Origin of the sequence: Magnetospirillum fulvum (assembly GCF_900108475.1) — a bacterium.
Lineage (GTDB): Bacteria > Pseudomonadota > Alphaproteobacteria > Rhodospirillales > Magnetospirillaceae > Phaeospirillum > Phaeospirillum fulvum_A.
Window position 1 is genome coordinate 48,740 of sequence record NZ_FNWO01000015.1, and the last position, 25,578, is coordinate 74,317.

General features: G+C 62.9%; 19 protein-coding genes and 1 riboswitch. Of the genes, 5 read left to right on the forward strand and 14 right to left on the reverse strand.

The window, feature by feature from the left end; genetic code table 11:
- Window positions 1-43: 43 nt before the first annotated feature.
- From folB to BLW40_RS15375, 4 genes are read right to left on the reverse strand one after another with little or no spacing between them, the layout of a single operon-like run.
- Window positions 44-505 carry a dihydroneopterin aldolase gene (gene folB, locus BLW40_RS15360; RefSeq protein ID WP_244511222.1) on the reverse strand — a complete coding sequence of 154 codons (462 nt, stop codon included), beginning with the start codon at window positions 503-505 and terminating at the stop codon, window positions 44-46.
- Window positions 489-1,628 (reverse strand): citrate/2-methylcitrate synthase, encoded by a 1,140-nt coding sequence (locus tag BLW40_RS15365; protein ID WP_074770129.1) that lies wholly within the window; start codon window positions 1,626-1,628, stop codon window positions 489-491. Before BLW40_RS15365 ends, folB begins: the two co-directional genes overlap by 17 nt.
- A gap of 57 nt (window positions 1,629-1,685) precedes the next feature.
- Window positions 1,686-2,582 carry an isocitrate lyase/phosphoenolpyruvate mutase family protein gene (locus BLW40_RS15370; RefSeq protein WP_074770131.1) on the reverse strand — a complete coding sequence of 299 codons (897 nt, stop codon included), beginning with the start codon at window positions 2,580-2,582 and terminating at the stop codon, window positions 1,686-1,688.
- Window positions 2,582-2,980, reverse strand: a complete 399-nt coding sequence (locus BLW40_RS15375) for an acyl-CoA thioesterase (RefSeq protein WP_074770133.1) — start codon at window positions 2,978-2,980, stop codon at window positions 2,582-2,584. Before BLW40_RS15375 ends, BLW40_RS15370 begins: the two co-directional genes overlap by 1 nt.
- Window positions 2,981-3,144: 164 nt before the next feature.
- On the opposite strand from BLW40_RS15375, the gene BLW40_RS15380 reads away from it, so the two are divergent.
- The 4 genes from BLW40_RS15380 to BLW40_RS15395 all read left to right on the forward strand — a co-directional run bounded on the left by BLW40_RS15380 (window position 3,145) and on the right by BLW40_RS15395 (window position 8,483).
- Window positions 3,145-4,560, forward strand: a complete 1,416-nt coding sequence (locus BLW40_RS15380) for a short-chain fatty acyl-CoA regulator family protein (protein ID WP_074770135.1) — start codon at window positions 3,145-3,147, stop codon at window positions 4,558-4,560.
- A gap of 106 nt (window positions 4,561-4,666) precedes the next feature.
- Window positions 4,667-4,858: riboswitch (cobalamin riboswitch) on the forward strand.
- A gap of 113 nt (window positions 4,859-4,971) precedes the next feature.
- On the forward strand, window positions 4,972-5,385 hold the full coding sequence (gene nrdD, locus BLW40_RS18020) for an anaerobic ribonucleoside-triphosphate reductase (RefSeq protein WP_244511224.1): 414 nt from the start codon (window positions 4,972-4,974) through the stop codon (window positions 5,383-5,385).
- A gap of 63 nt (window positions 5,386-5,448) precedes the next feature.
- Window positions 5,449-7,371 carry a ribonucleoside-diphosphate reductase subunit alpha gene (locus BLW40_RS15390; RefSeq protein ID WP_083386817.1) on the forward strand — a complete coding sequence of 641 codons (1,923 nt, stop codon included), beginning with the start codon at window positions 5,449-5,451 and terminating at the stop codon, window positions 7,369-7,371.
- A complete protein-coding gene (locus BLW40_RS15395) occupies window positions 7,368-8,483 on the forward strand; it encodes a ribonucleotide-diphosphate reductase subunit beta (protein ID WP_074770139.1) in 1,116 nt (371 codons plus the stop codon). The genes BLW40_RS15390 and BLW40_RS15395 overlap by 4 nt, the downstream gene beginning before the upstream one ends.
- Before the next feature lie 69 nt (window positions 8,484-8,552).
- On the opposite strand, the gene acnB is transcribed toward BLW40_RS15395, so the two are convergent.
- From acnB to prpC, 6 genes are all read right to left on the reverse strand, one after another.
- On the reverse strand, window positions 8,553-11,147 hold the full coding sequence (gene acnB / locus BLW40_RS15400; RefSeq protein ID WP_074770141.1) for a bifunctional aconitate hydratase 2/2-methylisocitrate dehydratase: 2,595 nt from the start codon (window positions 11,145-11,147) through the stop codon (window positions 8,553-8,555).
- A gap of 65 nt (window positions 11,148-11,212) precedes the next feature.
- Window positions 11,213-14,662 (reverse strand): pyruvate carboxylase, encoded by a 3,450-nt coding sequence (locus BLW40_RS15405; RefSeq protein ID WP_425283721.1) that lies wholly within the window; start codon window positions 14,660-14,662, stop codon window positions 11,213-11,215.
- Between the two features lie 379 nt (window positions 14,663-15,041).
- On the reverse strand, window positions 15,042-15,902 hold the full coding sequence (locus tag BLW40_RS15410) for an isocitrate lyase/PEP mutase family protein (protein WP_074770143.1): 861 nt from the start codon (window positions 15,900-15,902) through the stop codon (window positions 15,042-15,044).
- A 16-nt stretch (window positions 15,903-15,918) separates the two neighbouring features.
- Entirely contained in the window at window positions 15,919-17,124 is a 1,206-nt protein-coding gene (gene prpF / locus BLW40_RS15415) for a 2-methylaconitate cis-trans isomerase PrpF (RefSeq protein ID WP_074770145.1), read from the reverse strand.
- Entirely contained in the window at window positions 17,124-19,763 is a 2,640-nt protein-coding gene (gene acnD / locus BLW40_RS15420; RefSeq protein WP_074770147.1) for a Fe/S-dependent 2-methylisocitrate dehydratase AcnD, read from the reverse strand. Before acnD ends, prpF begins: the two co-directional genes overlap by 1 nt.
- A gap of 13 nt (window positions 19,764-19,776) precedes the next feature.
- The gene (prpC, locus tag BLW40_RS15425) at window positions 19,777-20,946 is read right to left on the reverse strand and encodes a bifunctional 2-methylcitrate synthase/citrate synthase (RefSeq protein WP_074770149.1); all 1,170 of its coding nucleotides are present in this window, start codon (window positions 20,944-20,946) and stop codon (window positions 19,777-19,779) included.
- Window positions 20,947-21,523: 577 nt separating this feature from the next.
- On the opposite strand from prpC, the gene cobF reads away from it, so the two are divergent.
- Complete coding sequence (gene cobF / locus BLW40_RS15430; RefSeq protein WP_074770151.1) at window positions 21,524-22,297, forward strand: precorrin-6A synthase (deacetylating); 774 nt, start codon at window positions 21,524-21,526, stop codon at window positions 22,295-22,297.
- Between the two features lie 53 nt (window positions 22,298-22,350).
- On the opposite strand, the gene BLW40_RS15435 is transcribed toward cobF, so the two are convergent.
- Genes BLW40_RS15435 through trbF form a run of 4 tightly spaced genes read right to left on the reverse strand, consistent with a single transcriptional unit; the run spans window position 22,351 to window position 25,576 of the window.
- On the reverse strand, window positions 22,351-22,653 hold the full coding sequence (locus BLW40_RS15435; RefSeq protein WP_074770153.1) for a DUF2274 domain-containing protein: 303 nt from the start codon (window positions 22,651-22,653) through the stop codon (window positions 22,351-22,353).
- 12 nt (window positions 22,654-22,665) lie between these two features.
- A complete protein-coding gene (locus tag BLW40_RS15440) occupies window positions 22,666-23,880 on the reverse strand; it encodes a TraB/TrbI/VirB10 family type IV secretion system protein (protein WP_074770155.1) in 1,215 nt (404 codons plus the stop codon).
- Entirely contained in the window at window positions 23,877-24,863 is a 987-nt protein-coding gene (gene trbG / locus BLW40_RS15445) for a P-type conjugative transfer protein TrbG (protein ID WP_074770157.1), read from the reverse strand. The genes BLW40_RS15440 and trbG overlap by 4 nt, the downstream gene beginning before the upstream one ends.
- Window positions 24,860-25,576, reverse strand: coding sequence for a conjugal transfer protein TrbF (gene trbF, locus BLW40_RS15450; RefSeq protein ID WP_074770159.1), 717 nt, complete (start codon window positions 25,574-25,576; stop codon window positions 24,860-24,862). Before trbF ends, trbG begins: the two co-directional genes overlap by 4 nt.
- Between the last annotated feature and the right edge of the window lie 2 nt (window positions 25,577-25,578).

Here is a 25,578-nt window from a genome sequence, read left to right on the forward strand (position 1 = left end):
CAAAATTCAAAACCATCGGACGTCATCTTTGAATCGCGCCGAATCAGGCTGCGCGTTCGACTTCAACCCCAGCGCTGGCGGCCCCAGCGATCGCATTGGGTTTTTCGACCCGAACCCTGACCCGCCGAACCCGGGGATTCTCCAGACTGGCCGCCGCTATTTTTTCGGCGAGGGTTTCCACCAGATGCAGATGCCCTGCCTCGACAATGGCGCGAATCCTATGTGCCATTTGTTCGTAGCAGACCACATTGGCCAGATCGTCGCGCAAGTCATCGACGGGGTCGCAAACGGCGAGATCAAGATTGATTCGCACCGGTTGCCGAAACTGCTTTTCTTCGGCCAAAACGCCAATGCTGGCCTCCAGCACCAGATCGTGAATGAAGACATGACGCAGACGTCGTTCCGCGACCGCCAGAGGAAACCAGTGAGAGAGAAACATGACACCCTTTCCAAATACGAAATAAAAAGCCCTAGCAAAACCGATGACGCTAACCTGCTCGGTCAATAACCGAACCAGGGACGGCACGAAGCGCAGGACCGTGATAAGCAACGAGAGGACGGATAAAACCGTCTTCATCGATCTGTTCAATGATGTGGGCAATCCATCCGACGATTCGGCCCATCGCGATGAGCGATATGAACATCGGGACATCGAACCCCATCAGATAATATGTTGGACCGGTGGGAAATTCGAGACCTGGAAACGCCCCCTTTTCTTTTCGCATGGTCCGTTCAAGACCCTCGGAAATTTCGACCCATTTGCGGCCGTGACGCAGGGCGGCGACCTCCTGAAAGACCTGCGTCATGATGGGAACACAGGGCTCCTCGCCGCAGCCGATGTCCGCGCCGAACCCCGCCACCGGACGCCGCCGGGCAAGCGCGTCGCGCACCCACGCCTCGGCGCTGCGCGGATCGCCGATTTCCAGCAGCATCTGCATCACCGCCTGGGCGCCGCCATCTTGCCGCGCCCCCTTCGACGCGCCGATGGCCGCCCCCACCGCGCCATAAATGTCGGATTGGGTCGAGATGACCACCCGCGCGGCGAAGGTCGATGGCGAGAAACCGTTCTCGGCATGAAGGATCAACGCCGTCTCGAAACCGTGAGCGATCGCAGGCGAGGGAATCACGCCAAAGCACATCCAGAAAAAGTTCTCGACGAAGCCCAGGTCCGGATCGGGCGGGATGGAGTCAAGGCCGCGGTTGCGGCGGTACTCGTATGCCACCACCGTCGGCATCCTGGCCATCAGCGCCAGCGCCCTGGCCCGAAGGGCGAGAGGCTCATTGATCTCCGCCTCGCCATCCTCGCCGCCGATAACACTGATCGCGGTCCGCAGAACATCGATCGGGGCGCAGCAATCCGGCAACCGGTCGAGCACGGACCGTGTTCCCCGGCTCAGTCCGCGCACGGCCCGTTCCCGTTCCATGAAGCGGCGGCCTTGTTCGGGATCGGGCAGATCGCCGTGCCAGATTAGATAGGCAACCTCCTCGAAACGGCATTTGGCAACCAGGTCCTCGACCGGGTAGCCCCGATAGGTTTGCGCCTTTACCTCCTGCCCCCGCGTGGAAATCGCAGTGGAGCCTCCTCCTCCCCACGCCGTTCTCCGGCCGCCGCCGTTTTGCGCAATCATCGACCGGTTCGCCCTGCGTGACCGAAATGGTGAGGCGGGCATCGCCGCTTTGTCGCATCAGACACGGACGTTGCTCGGCTCCCTGTCGATCTGGATGTACTCCTGATGACCGAGCAATTCGTCGAGACGAACTCCCGAATGCATCCGATCGACGATGCTGGCCTGGCTCCCTTCGATCTGGATCGTCTTCAGCCCGACCTCGGCCGAAGCCATCGCCAGCCGCAACAGAGTGACGGGGTAGATCGCCATGTTGATGCCGAGATTTTGTAAGCTGCGGGCGCTCAACAGTTTCGACGGACCGAACTCGCTCATGTTGGCCAGCAGCGGCGTATCGGGCAGGGCGCGGCGAAGCACCTCGAACTCGCGTTCGTCGGCGACCGCCTCGGCGAAGATCATGTCGGCCCCGGCGTCGAGATAGGCCCGGGCCCGTGCGATCACCCCGTCCAGCCCCTCGCTGGCGCGAGCGTCGGTGCGGGCGCACAGCACGAAATCGGAATCGCGCCGGGCCGAGGCGGCGGCCTTGATCCGCCGCGCCATTTCGGCGGCCCCGACCAGTACCGTCGCGGCGGGAACACCGCTTCGGTTCGGACCGACCCGGTCCTTGATATGACATCCGGCCAGCCCGAGATCTTCCAGCATCCGGATCGTGCGGACGACGTTAATCGCCTCGCCGAATCCGCTTTCGACGTCGATCAGGCTCGGCAGATCGGTGACGCGGGCGATCTGATGGCCGCGCTGGGCCACTTCGGACAAGGTGGCAAGCCCAAGATCGGGCAGACCGAGATCGGCCGACAGCACCGTGCCCGAGATATAAATCCCGTCAAAGCCCTGCTCCTCGATCAGCAGCGCCGACAGCGGCGAAAACGCGCCGGGAAAACGTTGCAGCTTGCCCGAGGCGAGACCGGCGCGGAAGGCGAGACGTTTGTCGTTGGCGGATAGGTTAGCGTGCAGCATCAGATAGCCCCCGCTTGGGACGCCGCGGCAACAGACGGCAGCGGCACGGGACGACCGGCGGCATCGACCGCGACCATGACGAAATGCCCCGTCACGGCAACCTGTCGTTCTGGCCCGGCCGGAGACTCGGCATGCATCTCGACGGCAACGCCGAGAGACGTGCGGCCGGTCCGTTCAACACGGGCCACCAATTCGACCATTTGCCCGACCCGAACCGGAGCATGGAAATCGACTCGTTCCGACGCCGCCATCACCACCGGATGACGGGTGGCCCTACTGGCGGCAACGAAGGCCGCCTTGCCCATCAAGGCCAGGGCTGTGCCGCCGAACAGCGTGCCGTAATGATTGGCCTGCTCGGGAAAGATCATCTCCACGAACCGGCTTTCTTCTTCTGCCATCACTGTTTCGCTCCGACTGAGGGGACTGGAACAAGCCCTCTTGCCTGCACCGCGTCTATTTGCAATCCTACGCAGATTCAAAGGGATGAAAACGCCTAAAGAGGCGTAAAATTGCCAGTGATGGCCAATGGATTTGCAAATCTTTGCGAAGGACAAGGGCGCGGATGAAAAAAACGTTCATGGGCCCCCGGATTCAAAGACTGCGCGAGGATCTCGGCCTTAGTCAGGCCGAACTGGCGCGTCGACTCGGCTTGTCGGCCAGCTACCTCAACCAGATCGAACGCAACCAACGCCCCTTAACCGTGGCTGTCCTGGTGCGGATCAACGCGACCCTCGGCATCGACGTACAGATGTTCTCCGAGGAAGAAGAGGCCCGCCTGGTGGCAGATCTGCGTGAAGCCTTGGGCGAAAATGGCGGTGAGGAGGCGATCCCGCTCGGCGACATAAAAAGCCTCGCCACCAATATGCCGCGCATTGGCCGTGCTCTGGTGGCGTTGCATCGCCGCTCTCAGGCGGCAGAGGAGCGGTTGGCGGCCATGGCGACCCCGCCAGGCGCCCCAGGCGGATTCCCCCCGATGCGACGACCGATGCCCTACGAGGAGGTCCGCGACTTCTTCTACCACCGACATAACTATGTCGCCGAACTGGACGAAGCCGCGGAACAAATGGTGGAACAGGAAGGACTGAAACCAGGGACCATGGAAATCGGGCTGGAGCGGCTGTTGCGCGACCGCCACGGCGTCACCGTCGCCTGGGCCGAAACCGAGGCGACCAGCGTCAACCGAAGCTACGATTCTGACCGCCGCGTACTCAGCCTGTCACGAGTCCTTTCCTCGGGTCAGCGGGCTTTTCAACTGGCGACCCAACTGGCCTTCCTCGATCAGGCCCCCCTGATCGACCGGCTTACCGAATGCCCGCAGCTTCCGGGTCCCGATTCCCGCGCCCTGGCCCGGATCGGGCTCGCGAATTACTTCGCGGGCGCGGTGCTGTTGCCCTATACCCGGTTTCTCGCCGCAGCCGAAGGCCTCGCCTACGATATCGATCTGCTCGGGCTGCGCTTCGGTGTCGGATTCGAGACGGTGTGTCATCGCCTGTCCACCCTACAACGGGCCGAGGCGCGCGGAGTCCCGTTCTTCTTCGTCCGGGTTGATCGCGCCGGCAACATCTCGAAACGTCAATCGGCGACTGATTTTCACTTTTCACGAGTAGGCGGCACCTGTCCGTTGTGGAATGTCTACGAAGCCTTCACCCATCCCGGCCGGATCGTCACCCAAATGGCGGCGATGCCCGACGGCCGCACCTATCTGTGGATCGCCCGCACCGTCGATCACAGCCGCACCGGCTTTGGCACCCCGGGGAAAACCTTCGCGATCGGGCTGGGCTGCGATCTGCGCCACGCGGGCAAGTTGATCTATGCACGCGGTCTCGACCTCGCCCACCCCGAAGCAGCCATCCCGATCGGCGCGGGCTGCAAGGTGTGCGAACGCCCGTCTTGCCCCCAGCGCGCCTTCCCTCCGCTTGGCCGCACGGTGAGAATCGATGAACACCACAGCGCGTTTGACCCCTATCCCGCCCGGTAGCTCTTCCCCCCTCCGGGCCATAGCGGCACCGTCAGCCGGACAATCCGCGGCTTCGCGAGCAAAATGGGTCTATAATCTATTAGGTGACAAAAACAGGCGTGGGTGATACAACATATTGGTATACGGTTCTTCGCGGCATCCGCCCGAAGCTAAGAGGGAAGCCGGTGTGAAACCGGCGCTGCCCCCGCAACTGTCAGCGGCGAGCAACCTCCGCAAACGCCACTGGGGTTTCCCGGGAAGGCAGGAGACGTTGTCACGACCCGCGAGCCAGGAGACCTGCCGTAGCGTTGATGATCGTCCGCGGGCGGGGTGTCCCGATGGAGTGCCGATCCGGAAATGACATTACGTCTTGTCTGTCCGGACCTGTGTTCCTGTCTTTGCCCCCTCGCCACAGCAAGACAGGAGAACCCGGTGCCTGCCGCCCTCCCCCCGTGCCATTCGATTCTGAAGCGAAGCGGCCTCACCGTTCCGTTCGGCCTCAACAAAATCCGCTCCGCGATCCTGCGCGTCGGCAAGTGCCACCACCGAACTCGACGCTGGCGAAGCCTTGCCGCCGTCTCTCCGTTTGTCGATCAACCGCCCCATATCGAGCCGTTCCCCTGCCTCCTGACCCGAAAGGATTGGTCCGTGAATCACATTCCGTCCACAACCGCCTGCGACGCCGCCTTGGAACTGCGCGACGACGAGCGTCAGCCCTGCGAAATCTGGACTCGGGTGATGGGCTATCACCGCCCGTTGGCTTCGTTCAATAAAGGCAAGCAGGGAGAATTCGCCGAACGCCTCTACTTCTCAGAATCGCGCTGCGGCACCTCCGCCTGCCACTAGGATTCATCGCCTCTGGCGGGGCGATGCCCCGTCCTCTTCCACCCCGACCTTGGGAGATGCCAGATGCCTGAGCTTGCCTACGACATAGACCACAATGGTCATCTGGTGCCGCTGGCGCGGTTCCCCGGGACACCTGTGGCCGATCTCCCACCGCCGAAACAACTCGCCCAACCGATCCCGCCCGTGGCGTCAGTCCTCCAGCCGGTCGAGGTGCACATAGATCGTGGCCGGGATGACCTGCTCACGCCTTTCGGCAAAGCGACATTGCAGGACCGCTACCTCCTTCCGGGCGAAAGCTTCCAGGAAATGTTTGCCCGCGTGGCCTGCGCCTTTGCCGACGGCAAGGAACATGCCCAACGTCTGTATGATGCGATGTCGCGTCTGTGGTTCATGCCGGCAACGCCGATCCTGTCCAACGGCGGCACGTCTCGCGGACTGCCTATTTCCTGCTTTCTCAACACAGTGTCGGACTCGTTGGACGGCATTGTCGGGACCTGGAACGAAAACGTGGCCCTCGCCTCCAATGGCGGCGGCATCGGCACCTATTGGGGCAATGTCCGCTCCATCGGAGAGCCGGTGAAGGGGAGCGGGGTAACGTCCGGCATTATCCCCTTCATTCACGTGATGGACGGCCTGACGCTGGCGATCAGCCAAGGCAGTCTGCGCCGCGGCTCGGCCGCCTGCTATCTCGACATCCACCATCCGGAGATCGAGGAGTTCCTGGAAATCCGCAAGGCCTCGGGTGATTTCAATCGAAAAGGCTTAAATCTGCACCACGGCATCAACGTCACCGACGCCTTCATGGAGGCTGTGAGAACCAACGCCCCCTTCTCTCTTGTCAGCCCCAAAACGGGCACAGCTCTGCGCGAGGTGAACGCCCGCCAGCTCTGGCAGCGCATCCTGGAAACCCGGATGCACACAGGCGAACCCTATCTTCTGTTCATCGACAGCGTGAACAAGACCCTCCCCAAACACCAACGTGAACTGGGTCTGAAGGTCACCAGTTCCAATCTGTGCAGCGAGATCGTGCTGCCCACCGGCGCCGATCACCTGGGCAACGAGCGCACAGCCGTCTGCTGCCTGTCATCCCTGAACCTGGAAACCTGGGCCCAGTGGCAGGGCGAGCCCAGATTGGTCGAAGATATCCTCCGCATGCTGGACAATGTCTTGACCCACTTCATCAACGCGGCCCCCGACAGCATGGAACGCGCCCGCTATTCCGCGCTACGCGAACGCTCGGTGGGCCTGGGCATCATGGGCTTCCACTCTTTTCTGCAAGCGCGCGGGATTCCCTTTGAAAGCGCGTTGGCCAAGTCTTGGAACTTGAAGATCTTCCGCAAGCTCCGGCGGGAGGCGGACGCGGCCTCCGTCCGTCTGGCGGTGGAGCGCGGCCCTTGCCTCGACGCGCAGGAGCGAGGAATGAAGGCTCGCTTCAGCCACAAAATCGCGATCGCCCCCACCGCCAGCATCAGCATCATCTGTGGTGGCACCAGTGCCTGTGTCGAACCCATTCCAGCCAACGTCTATAACCACAAGACCCTGTCCGGCGCCTTCGTCGTGCGCAACCCCCACCTGGGCCGCCTCCTGGCCGAAAAGGGACTCGACACGCCGGAAACGTGGCAATCCATCGTGGAGCATGAAGGTTCGGTTCAGCATCTGGACGGCCTGAGCCAAGACGAGAAAGCGGTGTACCGCACGGCATTTGAGATTGACCAACGCTGGATCATCGATCTCGCGGCCGACCGCACTCCCTTCATCTGCCAGAGTCAATCTCTGAACCTCTACCTGCCGGCCGACATCGACAAATGGGACCTGCACATGCTGCATTGGACCGCCTGGAAGCGTGGGATCAAGAGCCTGTACTACTGCCGATCCAAATCCATCAACCGCGCCGCCGTGGCGGGACGACTTGACCGCGCGCCAGTCGATACCGGCACGCCTCCGACGATCCGCACAGATTACGAGGAGTGTTTGGCATGCCAATGACCGGCCTGTCCCTTCTGGATCCTCACACCCTGATCGGAAGCGGCCGCGTCGGTCTGCTGACTGGCTCCGGCACCTATGACGTCGAGCGTTATCCGTGGGCCTACGAATTATGGAAACGCCAGCAGCAGACCCACTGGATGGGAGAAGAGGTGCCACTCGGAGGCGACATCAAGGATTGGACGTCGGATCGGGTTACGGACAGCGAGCGTGCCTTACTGACCCAAATCTTCCGTTTTTTCACCCAGTCGGACGTGGAGGTGGGCGACAATTATCTGAAGCGCTACATCCCGCTGTTCCAGCCATTGGAAATTCAGATGATGATGGCGGCCTTTTCCAACATGGAGACGGTGCATATCGATGCCTATGCCCTGCTGTTGAAAACCCTTGGCATGCCCACGACGGAGTTCGAGGCATTCCGCAACTACCGGGCGATGCAGGCGAAAGCCGACTATATGCACACATTCGGTGTGAACACGGTGGCGGACGTGGCGCGCACCCTGGCCATGTTCGGTGCCTTCACCGAGGGCATGGCCCTGTTCGCCAGCTTCGCCATGCTGCTGAACTTCCCCCGCCACAACAAGATGAACGGCATGGGACAGATCGTCAGTTGGTCGGTACGCGATGAGAGCCTGCACTGCGAGGGGATCATCAGACTGTTCCATGAGTGGAACCGGGAAACGGATGCCGTCACCCCCGCAGTACGGGACGATATCATCGACGTCGCCAAGACCATGGTGACACTCGAAGAAAGCTTCATCGACCTTGCCTTCGAACTGGGCCGGGTGGAGGGGATGACCGCCCCGGACATCAAGGCGTATGTCTCCTACATTGCCGATTGGCGCCTGACCCAACTGCGTCTGCCGCCGGTGTTTGGCTATTTCACGTTGGCCGATGGAGTTTATCGCCAGATTCGTCCCCACCCCCTCCCCTGGCTGGTAGAGATTCTAAACGGAGTCGAACACGCCAACTTTTTCGAACAAAGAGCAACCGAATACAGTAAGGTCGCAAGCCGGGGCAATTGGGATGGGGACGATGGCGTTTGGGCCGAATTTGACCGGGAGGAAGCAAAACGCTCACCGGGCATCCTCCATCTGCCAAGGAAGTGGGCGTAATACTCTATTTCAACCCGCTGCAGGCTGCCCGCTATTATAGCGGGCAGCCAAACCATTACCCCGCTATCATTACAAATTTGGCTTCGAACAGTGAGCGGCGACGTCGCGGAAGGCCGGGATCTGGTCGAAGTTCATGTAGCGATAGATGTCCGCCGACTTGGCGTTGACCACCGCGACCTGGGCCATGTACTCGGCGACGGTCGGAATCCGCCCGAGCAGGGCGCAGACGGCGGCCAGTTCCGCCGAGCCGAGATAGACGTTGGTGTCGACGCCCAGCCGGTTGGGGAAGTTGCGGGTCGAGGTCGACATCGCGGTCGCGCCCTTGCGGATCTGGGCCTGATTGCCCATGCACAAGCTACAGCCGGGCAGCTCCATCCGGGCTCCGGCCCGGCCCAGGATGCCGTAATAGCCTTCCTCGGTCAGGATTAGGGCGTCCATCTTGGTCGGCGGGGCGATCCACAGCCGGGTCGGCAGATCGGTCTTGCCTTCCAGCACCCGACCGGCGGCGCGGAAATGGCCGATATTGGTCATGCACGAACCGATGAACACTTCGTCGATCGTGTCGCCAGCGACCTCGGACAGCAGCTTGACGTCGTCGGGATCGTTGGGGCAGGCGACAACCGGCTCGGTGATCTCGGCCAGATCGATCTCGATCACCTCGGCGTAATCGGCGTTGGGATCGGGGGCCAGCAGCTTGGGATCGGCGATCCATGCTTCCATCGCGCGGATCCGGCGCTCCAGGGCGCGGCGGTCCTCATAGTCCCCGGCGATCATCCACTTCATCAAGGTGATGTTCGAGCGCATGTATTCGATGATCGGCGCCGGGCCGAGATGGACGGTGCACCCGGCGGCCGAGCGCTCGGCCGAGGCGTCGGTCAACTCGAACGCCTGTTCGATCTTGAGGTCGGGCAGCCCCTCGATTTCGAGGATGCGGCCGGAGAAGACGTTCTTCTTCCCCTTCTTCTCGACGGTCAGCAGACCCTTGCGAATCGCGTACAGCGGGATCGCGTTGACCAGATCGCGCAGCGTCACGCCGGGCTGCAAGGTGCCCTTGAAGCGCACCAGCACGCTTTCCGGCATGTCGAGCGGCATCACGCCCGTAGCGGCGGCAAAGGCGACCAGACCGGAACCGGCCGGGAAGGACAGACCAATGGGGAAGCGGGTGTGCGAATCGCCGCCGGTGCCCACCGTGTCGGGCAGCAGCAGGCGGTTGAGCCAGGAATGGATCACCCCGTCGCCGGGACGAAGCGACAGACCGCCCCGGGTCGAGATGAAGCCGGGCAGCTCGTGATGGGTCTTGACGTCGACCGGCTTGGGATAGGCGGCGGTGTGGCAGAACGACTGCATCACCAGATCGGCCGAGAAGCCGAGGCAGGCAAGGTCCTTCAACTCGTCGCGGGTCATCGGCCCGGTGGTGTCCTGCGACCCCACCGTGGTCATGCGCGGCTCGCAATAGGTGCCGGGGCGCATGCCGGTGCCCTCGGGCAGGCCGCAGGCGCGGCCGACGATCTTCTGCGCCAGGGAATAGCCCTTGCCGTTATCCTTGGGCACGGCGGGCAGGCGGAACAGGGTGCTGGCGGGCAGGCCCAGCGCCTCGCGCGCCTTGGTGGTGAGGCCGCGACCGATGATCAGCGGAATGCGGCCGCCGGCGCGGACCTCGTCGAAGATCACCTCGGACTTGACCTTGAACTCGGCGACGACCACGCCGTTCTTCAGCGCCTTGCCCTCATAGGGGCGCAGCTCGATCACGTCGCCCATCTCGAACGCCGAGACGTCGAGTTCAATCGGCAGGGCGCCGGCATCTTCCATGGTGTTGTAGAAGATCGGGGCGATCTTGGTGCCGAGACAGACGCCGCCGAACCGTTTGTTGGGGACACAGGGAATGTCGGTGCCGGTGTACCACAGCACCGAATTGGTCGCCGATTTGCGCGACGAGCCGGTGCCGACGACGTCGCCGACATAGGCGACCAGATGGCCCTTGTCCTTCAGCGCCGCGAGCTGGCGCAGCGGCCCGCGCTGGCCGGGCTCGTCCGGTTCGATCCCGGAACGGGCATTCTTCAGCATCGCCAAAGCGTGCAGCGGGATATCGGGGCGGCTCCAGGCGTCGGGCGCGGGCGACAGATCGTCGGTGTTGGTCTCGCCCGACACCTTGAACACGGTGACGGTCAGGCTGTGCGGCACTTCGGGGCGCGCGGTGAACCATTCCGCCGCCGCCCACGAGTCCAGCACGGATTTGGCGTTGGCATTGCCGGCACGGGCGGCGTCGCGGACATCGTTGAAGAAATCGAATACCAGCAGGGTCTTCTTCAGCCCTTCGGCCGCCAGCGTGCCGACCTCGGCATCGCCCAGCAGATCGATCAGCGGCTTGACGTTGAACCCGCCCAACATGGTGCCGAGCAGTTCGGTGGCCCGGGCGCGGCTGATCACCTTATTGGCTTCGAGCCCCTTGGCGACGGCTTCCAGAAACGCGGCCTTGATCCGGGCGGCGTCATCGACCCCGGCGGGAACCCGCTCGGCGATCAGGTCGGCCAGAACCGCGTCCTCGCCGACCGGCGGATCGCGCAGCAGGGCGACCAATTGCTCGGTCTGGGCCGCCGACAGCGGCAGGGGGGGAATCCCGAGCGCGGCGCGCTCGGCGACATGCTGGCGATAGGCTTCAAGCACGACCAAATCCTCTCACTCTTTCCATGCCGTCCTGGGGGACGGCGGCAACCAACGTCATTGGCCCCTCAGGCGAACTCGATCAGCAGATCCTTGGCCTTGAGGACGTCTCCCGGCGCGACATGAACACGCAAGACGGTGGAGTCACGCTCGGCAACAATCGCCATTTCCATTTTCATCGCCTCGATCGACAACAGCGGGCTGCCCTTCTTCACCCTCTGTCCCGGCTTCACCGCGACGACGGCGACCATCCCGGGCATCGGCGCGGCAACATGGGCCGGGTTACCTTCTTCTGCCTTCGGACGAGCCCGTCCAGGCGTCTGCAAGCCAGCACGGGCAATACGCATCGGTCGTGGCTGGCCATTCAGTTCAAGGAAAAGCTTGACCTCACCTTCTTCTGAAAAATCACTTTTACCAAGCAACCGAACAATGAGTGTTTTTCCAGGCTCTATTTCGACTGTGATCTCGTCCTTATCGCCTAATCCGTAGAAGAAAACGGGCGTCGGCAGATCGGAGACGTTGCCGTATTTGCGGTGATGGTCCGCATAATCGGCGAACACCTTGGGATACATCAACCAGCTGGCCAGTTCGGCGTCGCTGATGTGGTGGCCGACGGCTTTTTGGGCATCTTCACGCGCCCGATCGAGATCGACCGGAGGAATGTGCGCCCCGGCACGGCCATCGACCGGCACCTGCCCCTTCAGGATGCGCGCCTGCAAGTCCTTGGGAAACCCATCGGCGGGATAGCCCAGCTCGCCGCGCATCATCGCGACCACCGAATCCGGGAAGGAGATGTCCCTGTCCGAATCGGCGACATCTTCCGCCGTCAGTTCATTGGCGACCATGAACAGCGCCAAGTCACCGACGACTTTGGACGACGGCGTCACCTTGACGATATCGCCGAACAGCTTGTTGACGTCGGCGTAAGCCTGGGCGACCTCGTTCCAGCGGTGATCAAGTCCCATCGCGCGGGCCTGTTCGCGCAGGTTGGTGTACTGCCCTCCCGGCATTTCATGCCGGTAAACGTCGGAGGTGCCCGCACGGATATCCGCCTCAAACGGAGCATAAGAGCGGCGCACATTTTCCCAATAGCGCGAGAAGGGGGCGATGCGGCCGGCGGTCAGGCCCGTGTCGCGCTCGGTAAACTCCACCGCCGCAATGATAGCGCCAAGACTGGGCTGCGATGTCAGGCCGCTCATCGCGTCCATCGCGCCATCGACAGCGTCAACCCCGGCTTCGATCGCGGCAAGAATGCTGGCCACCGAACCACCGCTGGTGTCGTGCGTGTGAAAATGGATGGGGAGGCCAATCTCCGCCTTCAAAGCCTTGACCAGAGCGTGTGCCGCAGCAGGCCGACAGACCCCGGCCATGTCCTTGATCCCCAGGATGTGGGCGCCCGCCTTTTCAAGCTGCTTGGCCATCTCGACGTAATAGCGCAGATGGTATTTGGCGCGATCCGGGTCGTGCAGATCGCCGGTATAACAGATCGTGCCTTCGCACAGGGCGCCCGCCTCGATCACCGCATCCATCGATACCCGCATGTTCTCGACCCAGTTCAGCGAATCGAACACGCGGAACAGGTCCATGCCATGCGCGGCGGCCTGCTGGACGAAATAGCGCACCACGTTGTCGGCGTAATTGGTGTAACCGACCGCGTTGGAGCCTCGCAGCAGCATCTGAAACAGCGTGTTGGGAATCGCCGCGCGCAAACGGTCGAGACGTTCCCACGGATCTTCCTTGAGGAACCGCATCGCCACGTCGAAGGTCGCCCCGCCCCAGCATTCGAGCGAGAACAGCTCGGGCAGCAGCCGGGCGTAATGGGGTGCCACCGCGATCATGTCCGCAGTCCTCATGCGTGTCGCAAACAGGGACTGATGGGCATCGCGCATCGTGGTATCGGTCAAAAGCACGCGCTTCTGATCCCGCATCCAGCGGGAAAATCCCTGCGGCCCCAACTCGCGCAACAGATCCCGACTGCCAGGCGTCGGTGGAACGCCGAGGTCGGCCTTGGGAAGGCACGGCTTCGGCAGGGGCAAGGCCGGTTTCGCGCGGCCTTTCATCTCTGGATTGCCGTTGACAGTCACTTCGCCGATAAATCGAAGCAGTCGGGTTGCCCGGTCGCGGCGAGGCTTGAAATTGAAAAGCTCCGGGGTGGTGTCGATGAAGCGCGTCGTGCAGGTGCCGGTTCTGAAGGCCGGATGACGGATGAGATTTTCGAGGAAGGCCAGATTGGTCGTCACGCCGCGAACGCGGAATTCGCGCAATGCCCGGTCCATGCGGCGGATCGCCTCGTCAATGTCGTGGCCGCGCGCGGTCACCTTGACCAGCAGGGAATCGTAATAGGGGGTGATGATCGCCCCGGTATAAGCGGTCCCGGCATCAAGCCGGATCCCCGCACCGGCGGCGCTGCGATAGGCCGACAATTTGCCGTAATCCGGGGTAAACCCGTTTTCCGGGTCTTCGGTAGTCACCCGGCATTGCAAAGCGTGACCGGAAAGACGGATATCGGCCTGGGCCGGCAGAAAATCACTGGCGCCGATCCGGCCACCCTCGCTGATGACGATCTGCGCCTTGACCAGATCGAGGCCGGTGACTTCCTCGGTCACCGTATGCTCGACCTGGATGCGGGGATTGACCTCAATGAAATAGAAGGCACCGGTATCGGCATCCATCAGAAACTCGACGGTGCCCGCATGGGTATACTCGACCCCAGCCGCCAGCTTCAGCGCGGCAGCGCACAGGGCTTCGCGCTGGTCGGCGCTGAGATAGGGCGCCGGAGCGCGTTCGACCACTTTCTGGTTTCGCCGCTGCACCGAGCAATCACGTTCGAACAGGTGAACGCGGTTCCCGTGCAGGTCGCCCAGCACCTGGACTTCGACATGGCGGGCCCGTTCCACCATTTTTTCCAGATAGACCTCGTCGTTGCCAAAGGCGACGGCGGCTTCGCGCCGGGCGCTGGCCATCGCCGCCGGCAATTCGCTTTCGCCGTTGATCGCCCGCATGCCGCGTCCGCCGCCGCCCCAGCTTGCCTTCAGCATCAGCGGGTAGCCAATCTCCGCCGCCAACCGCTGGCAGGTGGCGGCATCTTCCGGCAAGGCCCCGGTCGCGGGCACCACCGGCACGCCGACCCGTTCGGCCAGCGCGCGTGCCGCGACCTTGTTGCCCAGTTCGCGCATCACCGAGGGATTTGGACCGATGAAGACGATGCCCGCCTTGGCACAGGCTTCGGCGAAATCGGGATTTTCCGACAAAAAACCATAGCCGGGATGGATCGCATCGACCTTGGCTTGCCGGGCGACACGGATGATGTCGTCAATGTCGAGATAGGCGGCAACGGGCTTTCTGCCCTCGCCGACCAGATAGCTTTCGTCCGCCTTGAACCGGTGCAGCGCGAAGCGGTCCTCGTTGGCATAGATCGCGACCGTGCGAAGCCCCAGTTCCGAAGCGGCTCGCATGATGCGGATGGCGATTTCGCTGCGGTTGGCGACCAGAACGCTTTTGATTTTCCTCATCGTCATATCCCGGAATCAGGGCGAGAGTCCTCGATCCGGGACAGCGGCGCCATCCCGGTTCCGTCAGGGGGGCGGTCATCACCCGTCCCGCCCCCCCTGGAGCCTTTTCGTTACGACTTAGGGCGTGTGGACATTCAGCACATAATCGCGACGCGAGACAATTTGGTGTCTGGGCAGACGAGAGAAACGATGTGGACTGGCGGTCCACGAGTGACGATCGGCGAACCCAGCCGCCAAATTGCCCGCGTCCCTTCGGGCTGCGGAGAAAATCGTGGTCTGGTTCGTCGAAAACCTCGACCGTAGCGCCGCTACGCTCATCGCTTTTCTCCTGCCATCCCGCGATTTTCTCCTGCAGCGCGTTTCATGCGGTGAATGTCCACATGCCCTAGCTGTAGAGCGTCTCGAGCGCATCCCACGCAGGCTTGCCGACCAGACGCTGGCGTTCGGCAAAGGGAGCGACCAGACCGCTCGATTCCTTGACCTCTTTTTCATCGCGCAGAACGGTCAGGGCCTTCTGCATCCCCATCACCGCCCCCTGCAGAGCGGCGTTGGCGTAAAGAACGATGCCGTAGCCAAGCTCCGCCAGTTCATCGGCGTTGAAGATCGGCGTCTTGCCGCCGATGACCATGTTCATCAGTTGGGGCTTGTCCAAACGTTGCGGCAAGGCGCGGATCTGGTCCGCCGTCGTCACCGCCTCGACGAACAGGATGTCGGCTCCGGCTTCGGCGAACTTCTGGGCGCGCTCGATTGCGGCGTCGAAGCCATGCACGGCGGCGGCATCGGTGCGCGCCATAATCAGCAGATTCGGATCGCGCCGGGCGTCGGCCGCGGCCTTGATCTTGGCGACGGCCTCCTCGGTCGAGATGACATCCTTGCCCGCGAAATGACCGCACCGCTTGGGCGCCACCTGATCCTCGAACTGGATGCAGTCGGCGCCGGCGCGCTCCAGGGTTCGCACCGTGTGGTAGACGTTGAGCGCATTGCCAAAGCCGGTATCGGCATCGACGATCAACGGCACGCTCACCGCATCGCGAATACGAGCCGTATGGTCGGCGATTTCAGCCAGCCCCATGAATCCCTGGTCGGGCATGCCAAACCACATGTTGGTCACGCCAGCCCCGGTAATGTAGATGGCCTCGAAGCCGAGATCCTCGACCACCTTGGCCGACAGCGCATTGAACGCGCCCGGAACGATCAGTCCGCGACGGGCTTCCACGAGGTCTTTAAGCTTTTTACGAGTGGACATATTGCTTCCTTGTAAGTCAGAACGAATCGCCGGGGACGCAGACCCAGCCGTCCATCAGCACCCGGGCGCTGCGGCTCATGATTGCCTTGGTGACGCTCCACCGGCCGGCCGTCAGCGTCGCTTCGGCCCCAACCCGCAAGGTTCCGGAGGGGTGGCCAAAGCGGAGCGAGCCGCGCTCCCCTCCCCCTGCGGCCAGATTGACCAGCGTGCCGGGGATCGCCGCAGCGGTCCCGATCGCCACCGCCGCCGTGCCCATCATCGCATGGTGCAGTTTGCCCATCGACAGAGCGCGGACCAGCAGATCAATGTCGCTGGCCTGGACCGTCCTGCCGCTGGAGGCGACATAATCGACGGGCGGGGCCACGAAAGCGATTTTCGGCGTGTGCTGACGCCGGGCGGCATCGCCCAGATCCTTGATCAATCCCATCCGTTGGGCACCGATCGCCCGCAACACCTCGAACCGGGCCAGTGCCGCCGCGTCTTCGTTGATCGCCGCCTGCAATTCGGTGCCGCGATAGCCAAGGTCGGCGGCGTTGACGAAGATGGTGGGAATGCCGGAATTAATCAGGGTCGCCTTCAGCCGCCCCCCCGGCACCAACGCCTCGGGCACCTCGATTTCGTCCACCAGATTGCCGGTGGGGAACAGGGCTCCCGCCTCGTCCCCATCGTCAGCGGGGTCGACGAATTCCAGCACGATCTCCGCCGCCGGAAAGGTCACGCCATCCAGTTCGAAATCGCCGGTTTCCTGGACCGCGCCGTTGGCGACCGGAACATGGGCGATGATGGTCTTGCCGATATTGGCCTGCCAAATCCGCACCGCGCAGACCCCGTTTTCCGGGATATCCGCCGGATCGACCAGCCCGGCATGGAGGGCGAAGGCCCCGGCCGCCGTCGAGAGGTTGCCGCAATTGCCCGACCAATCGACAAAGGCGCTGTCGATCGCGACCTGACCGTACAGGTAATCGACGTGGTGACCGGGCCGCGTGCTTTTCGACAGGATCACCGCCTTGCTGGTGCTCGAGGTCGCGCCGCCCATCCCGTCGGTGTGCTTGCCATAGGGGTCGGGGCTGCCGATCACCCGCAGGAACAGCCGGTCGCGGGCCTCGCCCGGAACCCGGCACCGTTCCGGCAGGTCGTCCAGGCGAAAGAACACGCCCTTGCTGGTGCCGCCCCGCATGTAGGTGGCGGGAATGCGGATTTGCGGTTGGGGTAAGGCGGCCATCAAGCGGGCTCCTTGCGTGCGGTTTCCGAAGCGAGGAAATCCTGGGCAAACCGTTGCAGCACGCCTCCGGCCTGATAGATCGACACGTCTTCCGCCGTATCGAGGCGGCACAGAACCGGCACCGAGGTAACCTCGCCCGTACGGCGACGAATGAGCAAAACGAGATCGGCCCGAGGCTGCGGTTCCCCGATCACGTCATAGGTCTCGCTGCCGTCGAGGTCCAGCGTCAGCCGCGTCGTCCCCGGCTTGAACTCCAGCGGCAGAACGCCCATCCCGATCAGGTTGGTGCGGTGGATACGCTCGAACCCTTCGGCAAGGATCGCCTCGCCCCCAGCCAGACGCACCCCCTTGGCGGCCCAGTCGCGCGACGAGCCCTGGCCGTAATCGGCTCCGGCGATCACGATCAGCGGCTGCCTGCGCGCAAGGTAGGTTTCGATCGCCTCCCACATCCGCATCACCGTGCCGTCCGGCTCGAGACGAGTCAGCGAGCCTTTCTTCACCGCCCCATCGACCACCGCCATTTCGTTGACCAACTGCGGGTTGGCGAAGGTGGCGCGCATCGCGGTCAGATGGTCGCCGCGATGGGTCGCATAGGAGTTGAAATCCTCTTCCGGCAGCCCCAGCCGGGTCAGGTACTCACCGGCCGCCGACGTGGACAGGATCGCATTGGACGGCGACAGATGATCGGTGGTGATGTTATCCGGCAGTAGCGCCAGCGGCCGCATGCCCCGTAGGGTGCGCGGGTTTGCCGCCAAGGCTCCGACCCCTTCGGTGTCCCAATACGGGGGACGGCGGATGTAGGTCGAAGCCGGACGCCAGTCGTAGAGCGGGCTGATTTTCTCCGAGATTTCGCGGCGAGCCGAAAACATCGGATCGTATATCTGGCGGAACTGTTCGGGCTTGACGCAGGACGCAACGATGGTGTCGATTTCCTCGTCGGACGGCCACAGATCCTTCAGGGTGACCGGGTGGCCGTTCTGGTCGGTCCCCAGCACATCCCGTTCGATGTCGAAGCGGATGGTCCCGGCCAGGGCGTAGGCGACCACCAGCGGCGGCGAGGCGAGAAACGCCTGCTTGGCGTAAGGGTGAATCCGCCCGTCGAAATTGCGGTTCCCCGACAGCACCGCCGTCGTATAGAGGTCGCGAGCAACGATCTCCTGCTGGATTTTCGGATCAAGCGCACCGGACATCCCGTTGCAGGTGGTGCAGGCATAACCGACGATGCCGAACCCCAATTTTTCCAGGTCCGGCAGCAGCCCCGCTTCTTCGAGATACAGCCGAACCACCTTCGACCCCGGCGCGAAGGAGGTCTTGACCCAGGGTTTGCGGATCAGTCCCAGTTCGTTCGCCTTTTTCGCCAGCAGAGCGGCGGCGATCATGTTGCGGGGGTTGGAGGTATTGGTGCAACTGGTGATGGCGGCAATGATGACGGCACCGTCCGGCAGCCGACCGGCCCGCTCCTCCGCCTGGGCTTGGTCGAGATTGACGGCGATGCCGCGCGCCGCCAGCGCCGAAGTCGGCAGACGCCGATGCGGGTTGGACGGACCGGCCAGGGTGCGCTCGACGCTGCCCAGATCGAACGCAAGAACGCGCTCGTAATCGACGGCGTGCAGCGCATCGGCCCACAGGCCGGTGACCTTGGCGTAATGCTCGACCAACGCAACCTGTTCCGGCGCGCGTCCGGTCAATGCCAAATAATCAATGGTCTGCCGGTCGATCGGGAACAGTGCCGCAGTAGCGCCGTATTCCGGGCACATGTTGGATATCGTCGCCCGGTCGCCGATCGACAGGCTGGCCGCGCCGTCGCCAAAAAATTCGATCCAGGCCCCCACCACCCGTTCCTTGCGCAGAAACTCGGTCAACGTCAGCACGATATCGGTGGTGGTGATGCCGGGCCGCCGCCGTCCGGTCAGGCGGACCCCGACGATATCGGGCAGCCGCAACATCGAAGCGCGGCCCAGCATCACCGTTTCCGCTTCCAGACCGCCGACGCCGATCGCGATCACCCCCAGCGCATCGACATGCGGGGTGTGGCTGTCGGTACCGACACAGGTGTCGGGAAACGCCACCCCGTCCTGGACCTGGATCACCGGCGACATCTTTTCCAGATTGATCTGGTGCATGATGCCGTTGCCCGCCGGAATCACATCGACATTCTTGAAGGCGTGCTTCGTCCACTCGATGAAGTGGAAACGGTCTTCGTTGCGGCGGTCCTCGACGGCGCGGTTCTTATCAAAAGCATCCGGATCGAAACCGCCATATTCGACGGCCAGAGAATGATCGACGATCAACTGGGTCGGCACCACCGGATTGACCCGGGCCGGGTCGCCGCCCTGGTCGGCGATGGCGTCGCGCAGACCGGCCAGATCGACCAGCGCGGTCTGGCCGAGAATGTCGTGACAGACTACCCGGGCGGGGTACCAGGGAAAATCAAGATCACGGCGGCGCTCGACGATCTGCCGTAAGGCATCGCCCAGTACGTCAGGAGCGCAGCGGCGCACCAATTGCTCGGCCAGAACGCGGGAGACATAGGGCAAGCCGTCCCACGCACCGGGGCGAATGTCGTCAATGGCCGCGCAGGCGTCGAAATAGTCGAGAGACAGGCCGGGCAAGGGCTTGCGGAAGGATGCGGGACTCATGGCGTTTCCAATATCAATGACGCTGGTCGATCGCCTCGAAGGCGCGATCTTCCGGTCCGACGTAGTGGGCGCTCGGACGGATGATCTTGTTGTCTATGCGCTGTTCGATGATGTGTGCGGCCCAGCCGGAAGTCCGGGCGATGACGAAAAGCGGCGTGAACATCGCGGTCGGCACCCCCATCATGTGGTAGCTGACGGCGCTGAACCAATCGAGGTTGGGGAACATCTTCTTGGCGTCCCACATCACGGACTCGATGCGCGCGGCGATGTCGAACATCTTGGTCGATCCGGCATCGACCGACAGCTTGTGGGCGACGGTCTTGATGACCTGATTGCGCGGATCGGAAACGGTGTAGACCGGGTGGCCGAAACCGATCACCACTTCCTTGTTTTCGACGCGGCGACGGATGTCGGCCTCGGCCTCGTCCGGAGTGTCATAGCGTTTCTGGATCTCGAACGCGGCCTCATTGGCTCCGCCATGCTTGGGGCCGCGCAAAGCGCCGATCGCGCCGGTGATGGCCGAATACATGTCGGAGCCGGTCCCGGCGATGACGCGGCCGGTGAAGGTCGAGGCGTTGAATTCATGCTCGGCATAGAGGATCAGCGAGGTGTGCATTGCCCGTTCCCACACCTCCGACACCTTGCGGCCGTGCAGCAGGTGCAGGAAATGGGCCCCGATCGAGTCGTCGTCGGTCTCAACGTCGATACGCCGGCCATTGTTGGACCAGTGGTACCAGTAAAGCAGCATCGAACCGAGCGAGGCGAGCAGACGGTCGGCGATGTCGCGGGCGCCGGGAAGGTTGTGATCGTCCTTTTCCGGCAGCGCACAGCCCAGCGCCGACACCCCGGTTCGCATCACGTCCATCGGATGGGCCGACGCGGGCAGGCATTCCAGCGCGGTTTTGACGTTGTTGGGCAGGCTGCGCTTCGCCTTCAACCGGGTCTTGTAGGCCCGCAATTCGGCAATCGTCGGCAATTTGCCGTGCACCAACAGATGGGCGACTTCCTCGAATTCACAGCGTTCGGCGATATCGAGGATATCGTAGCCCCGGTAGCGCAAATCGTTTCCGGTCTTCCCAACCGTACAAAGACCGGTGTTACCTGCCGTTACCCCAGAAAGCGCAACAGACTTCTTTGCCTTAAACGGAACTGAGATATTTTTCTCATTGACACTGGCGTTCATATCAAAGCCTCCACTGCGATAATATTATATTTATTGTATGGACACCCATCCGCCTCATGCCTGCCTCCGTCTTGAGGCCACGCTTCATTCTGAAGCTCTTGTTTCAATAGGTAACCTGAAGACGCGATGATCCACATGACCTTGATCAAAGAACCCGGATATTCAAGGAAGCATTTCTTGAATCGACTGGCAATTTCTCTCACAAACCGACACTTTCCGTGCGGCACCACTACTTCGTCTTCTCGCCTCCTAAGGACATAACTTCTTGTCGACATCGCACTGTCCCTCAATAATACGCAGTGTTATCGCCATAAAAACCCCTAAAGAAGCGCAGAGTTGCCAGCGAAGAGAGTTACATTTGTTAATTTTTGCAAAGATTCGCGAATTCATTTGTTCCACAAAGAGATCGGCCACCCTCTGTCAATCCCACAATGGAAAGAACCGGGTTGTACGACTACGGCGTAGACGAAATCGCGATTTTCGCTTTTGATCCTGCCTCTGCCCCCGGACCAAACCGAGGACCAGGATAGGGTCTGTTTTGGTCCGCCGCCTGTTGGATGCACTTTAGGGAAAAATCATGAAGACCATTCTTCTGATCGGAATCGGTCCCGGCGATCCAGACGCCTTGACCCTGGCTGCGATCAAGGCAATCGGCCGTGCCGACGTTTTTTTCTTCCTGGAAAAAGAGGGCGAAGGCAAAGACTCGCTGATCCGCTTCCGCCAGCAGATTTTGCAAACCCACCGGGGCGACCGGCCCTATCGCACCGCCACCAGCCAAAACCCGGTGCGCGATCATGCGGCGAAGGACTATGTCGGCGCGGTCAAAGATTGGCACCGCCAACGCACTGCGGTCATCAAGGCCCTGATTGAGTCCGAGATGGCTGACGGCGAAACAGCCGGGCTGCTGATCTGGGGAGATCCGTCGCTCTATGACGGAACGATCCAGCACCTGCGCGATATAATCGACGAGAGCAGCACCGAGCTGAGCTTCGAGGTCATTCCCGGAATTACCTCGATTCAAATGCTGACCGCTCGTCACAAGATTCCGCTCAATCGGATCGGGGAGAGCATCACCATCACCACAGGCCGCCAAATCGAGCAGACCGACCCCGGGTTGATCACCAACGCGGTGGTGATGCTGGATTCGCGTTCCGCCTTCCATCGACTCGAGGGGTCGGGCGATATCGACATCTATTGGGGCGGCGATGTTGGCGGGCCCGACGAAGTCCTGATCTCTGGTTCATTGGACGAGGTCGCCGAAAGGATCGATCAGACGATTGCTGAGCAGCGTGCCCGCAAGAGCTGGATCATGGACAATTACCTGCTGCGCCGACGTCCAAAGCAATCCTGATAAACCGTGATCATAGCCACCATCCTTAGCCGGGGCTCTATGCCTGATGACGCTCATTCCCGGCCCACTCCTCCCGTCGGGATCGAAGCCGGCGCGGCCTCCTTCCGCCCCCGCCGCCGGACCGGTTCGGCGGCGTCAGCCGTGATCGCGCCATCCTGGCGGGTCTTGGCAAACCCCCGGTCGCCGGCGAGGAATGCCGCCAGCATGGGCGGGATCAGGTCGGCGACGGCCTCGGCATGGCCATAGGCTTGGCGATACGCCTCGGCATAGGCGACGAGATCTCGGTTGAGGTCGGGACTGACAGTGATGACGATGCGGACCGGAGTGCGGTCGGGCAGTTTGCCAAGCTTCAACATGACGACCTCCGTTCAGCCCCGATAGGGGCGCAGGATCAGATCCTTGTGGACGATGACGCGAAGCGGCCAGCCGGGGCGGACGGTCAGGGTCGGCTGGATGTTGAGGTTTTTCTCGGTCAGGCGCTGACCGGCGCGATCAGCGTTCTGCTGGGTCGATTCGCGAATGGCGCGGACCAGATCGCCCTCGTTCGATCCAAAACTGAGTTCGGTGCCGACCCCGAGCAGGGTGGCGAGGGCGATGCCCTTCAGCAGCGCCCAGGTATGGTAATCAACATCGTCCTCGAGTCCGGCATAGCCGGCGGTATCGGTGGCAGGCAGATTGTCGATCTGGATCGAGGTCCCGTCCGGCATGACGATGCGTCGCCACACCAGCAGGGCGCGGGATTGGCCGAAGGCGACGACGCTGTCGTAACTGCCGATCAACCGGGCCCCCTGCGGGATCAGCAGGGTGCGGCCGGTCACGCTGTCGAACACATTCTCGGTGATCTGCGCCACCACCATTCCCGGCAAATCGGATTTCAACCCGGTAACGAGACTGGCGGCGATGACGCTGCCGGCCATCACCTGCCAGGGCGAGGCCGGCTGCTGCAGAGCATGGGGATTATAGATGCCGGTCTCCGGTTTCTGGTTGAGGAAATCGAGCTTGCGCTGCTGAGTATTCGGATCGTGCTCAGGATCAAGGGCGAGCCGGGGAGACTCCGGATTGGACGGCGTGCCCCCCTGCCCCACCGCCGGACTGAATGCCGCCGGTCCAACCGGCTGCGGGCGGGTATTGATCTGGAACATCACTCCGGCTTCGCGGGCCTTCTGCGATTGCTGAAGCAGACGCTGCCGTTCGGCCGCCGCCGCCTGATCCACCGGCTCGGCCCCCGGGGCGATGCCCATCTGGCGCTGATGCTCGAGGATCGGGCGCCCGAGATCGCCAGGCAAGGGCGGCCCCAAGGGTGGTGTGTCCGGTTTGATCTGACCATACGATCCCGGCAGGGCGGAGAGGCCGTCCGGGGTGGTCTTGCGCTCGGTGTTGTAGAGTTCCTGGGCTTGCTGCCCGATCCTGAGCGCCGAGCCTTTCAGCCCCCACCAGGTCACGCCGAAGATCATCGCCGAGGTTACCCCGGCGATGCCGATCAGCAGCGCGCGCTTGAATCGCAGCACGTTGCGCGGCGGCGCCCGCAGCACCAGGGATTCAGGATCGGACTTGGGCGAGCCGGGGGCGTCATGCGTATTCATGACCGACCCCCGCTCTTCGGCACGCCATCGGTGCGGCTGATCCGAACCACCTGCTGGGGATCGGTGCCCAGGCGAAGTTCGGCGGCGGCGAACAGGCGATCGACGATGTAGTAGTTGCGCCGCACCCGATAATTGACCAACTGAGCCTCGCCGTCAGGCCCGACCACGAACAACGGCGGCGCCTCTCCCTGATCGAGCCGGGCCGGGAACTCGATATAGACCTTGGCCCCGTCGTCAAAGGCGCGCAGCGGCCGCCAGGGCGGGCTGTCGCCGGAAATGGCGTAGCGGAACCGCAAGGACTCGAGGGCGATGCCGTCGGCGACCGGCGCGGCCGCCTCAGCCGACGCGTTGCGCCGTTGCAGTGCAATCAGGGTCCCCTGCGGATAGGTCCAGGAGATCGCCGCCATGCTGGTGCGGGCGGTGCTCTCCAGTTGCAGGTGATAGAAGCGGCGGTCGGTAGTGATGATCAGGTTGGTCCGGAGCCCCGGCGCGAACGGCTTGACCAGGACATGGACCCGCTTGGACTCGCCCGCCCCGCTGGTGGTGTCGCCGATCACCCAACGCACCGTGTCGCCGGCCGACACCGCGGTGAGCTGCTCGCCGGGTTCGAGCGCGATGTCACTGACCATCTCCGGCGCGGCATAGAGTCGGTACAGCGCCCCTTCGCTGTAGGGATAGACCTGGATCGCGTTGATATAGCCATGGGCCGAGGGTTCCTGCAGTGCCGCCCGGTTGGCGGCGGCAACCCGCATTGTCGGCTTCCGCTGGTCCGGCCTGACCGGCTCGGGCAGCGGCTGAAGCTGGCCGGGCAACGGCAGCGGCGTGGGAATCTCGACCACCTCCACCAGACGGGGCGGCTCCGGCGCGATGGTGGCGGGATGGAAAGTGGCGCCGTCATAGGCAATCGCCGGCGGCGGTTCCTTGCCTGCGCAGGCGGCCAAGATGAGGACAGAGACGATCATGATGATGGGAGCGCGTTTCATGGCGATTTCCCTTCCGGTTTGCTGGTGCCGGGATCGAGGTCGCGGGTCCAGGCCAGGGCGGTGACGTAGAGGCCGAGCGGGTTCTTCCGTACCGTCTCGGCGGTGCGCGGCGGCTGGATCACGACCGACAGAATCGCGGTCCAGCGGCTGGTGGCGGCGAGGCTGCCGCGCTCATAGATCTGCTCGGTCCATTTGACCTGGAACGAGGACTCGGAGGCCCGCACCACGCTGGTCACCTGGACCGAGACGGTGCGGGTGCCGATCTGGGCGAACGGATCGCTGGCGCGGGCCTGCTCGGTGAGAAACAGGGCGGCACGGTCGGTGACAAAGTCGTAGGCCTCGAGCCAGTTCTGACGCACCAGCACCGGATCGATCGACAAGGCGCGGACGTTGGTGATGAATCGGGCGAGATACCAGGCGATCTGGGCATCGCTGGGCCGATACGCCTCGATGGCAGGCCCGACCGCCCGCACCTGTCCCTGCGTGTCGATTTCGACGACATAGGGGACGACGCGGCTCTGGGCCGATTGCCAGATCAGACCGCCGGCAAGGCCGAGGCTTAAGCTCAGGCCGCCGAAGGCCATCAGCCGCCAGTTGCGGGCCTGGACCCGGGCGGAGCCGATCCGCTCGTCCCAAGCTTGCGCCGCTTTCTGATAGGGCGTCACCGGCAGCGGGGTCTCGCCGTAACGCTGGAGGGATCGTCGTAACAACATGC

What these genes read in the sequence shown, in the direction of transcription:
- BLW40_RS15365 (WP_074770129.1), bottom strand. Translation starts at nt 1,628, where the DNA reads ATGATTGCGCAAAACGGCGGCGGCCGGAGAACGGCGTGGGGAGGAGGA.
- BLW40_RS15370 (WP_074770131.1), bottom strand. Translation starts at nt 2,582, where the DNA reads ATGCTGCACGCTAACCTATCCGCCAACGACAAACGTCTCGCCTTCCGC.
- BLW40_RS15375 (WP_074770133.1), bottom strand. Translation starts at nt 2,980, where the DNA reads ATGGCAGAAGAAGAAAGCCGGTTCGTGGAGATGATCTTTCCCGAGCAG.
- BLW40_RS15380 (WP_074770135.1), top strand. Translation starts at nt 3,145, where the DNA reads ATGAAAAAAACGTTCATGGGCCCCCGGATTCAAAGACTGCGCGAGGAT.
- BLW40_RS15390 (WP_083386817.1), top strand. Translation starts at nt 5,449, where the DNA reads ATGCCTGAGCTTGCCTACGACATAGACCACAATGGTCATCTGGTGCCG.
- BLW40_RS15395 (WP_074770139.1), top strand. Translation starts at nt 7,368, where the DNA reads ATGACCGGCCTGTCCCTTCTGGATCCTCACACCCTGATCGGAAGCGGC.
- BLW40_RS15405 (WP_425283721.1), bottom strand. Translation starts at nt 14,662, where the DNA reads ATGACGATGAGGAAAATCAAAAGCGTTCTGGTCGCCAACCGCAGCGAA.
- BLW40_RS15410 (WP_074770143.1), bottom strand. Translation starts at nt 15,902, where the DNA reads ATGTCCACTCGTAAAAAGCTTAAAGACCTCGTGGAAGCCCGTCGCGGA.
- prpF (WP_074770145.1), bottom strand. Translation starts at nt 17,124, where the DNA reads ATGGCCGCCTTACCCCAACCGCAAATCCGCATTCCCGCCACCTACATG.
- acnD (WP_074770147.1), bottom strand. Translation starts at nt 19,763, where the DNA reads ATGAGTCCCGCATCCTTCCGCAAGCCCTTGCCCGGCCTGTCTCTCGAC.
- prpC (WP_074770149.1), bottom strand. Translation starts at nt 20,946, where the DNA reads ATGAACGCCAGTGTCAATGAGAAAAATATCTCAGTTCCGTTTAAGGCA.
- cobF (WP_074770151.1), top strand. Translation starts at nt 21,524, where the DNA reads ATGAAGACCATTCTTCTGATCGGAATCGGTCCCGGCGATCCAGACGCC.
- BLW40_RS15435 (WP_074770153.1), bottom strand. Translation starts at nt 22,653, where the DNA reads ATGTTGAAGCTTGGCAAACTGCCCGACCGCACTCCGGTCCGCATCGTC.
- BLW40_RS15440 (WP_074770155.1), bottom strand. Translation starts at nt 23,880, where the DNA reads ATGAATACGCATGACGCCCCCGGCTCGCCCAAGTCCGATCCTGAATCC.
- trbG (WP_074770157.1), bottom strand. Translation starts at nt 24,863, where the DNA reads ATGAAACGCGCTCCCATCATCATGATCGTCTCTGTCCTCATCTTGGCC.
- trbF (WP_074770159.1), bottom strand. Translation starts at nt 25,576, where the DNA reads ATGTTGTTACGACGATCCCTCCAGCGTTACGGCGAGACCCCGCTGCCG.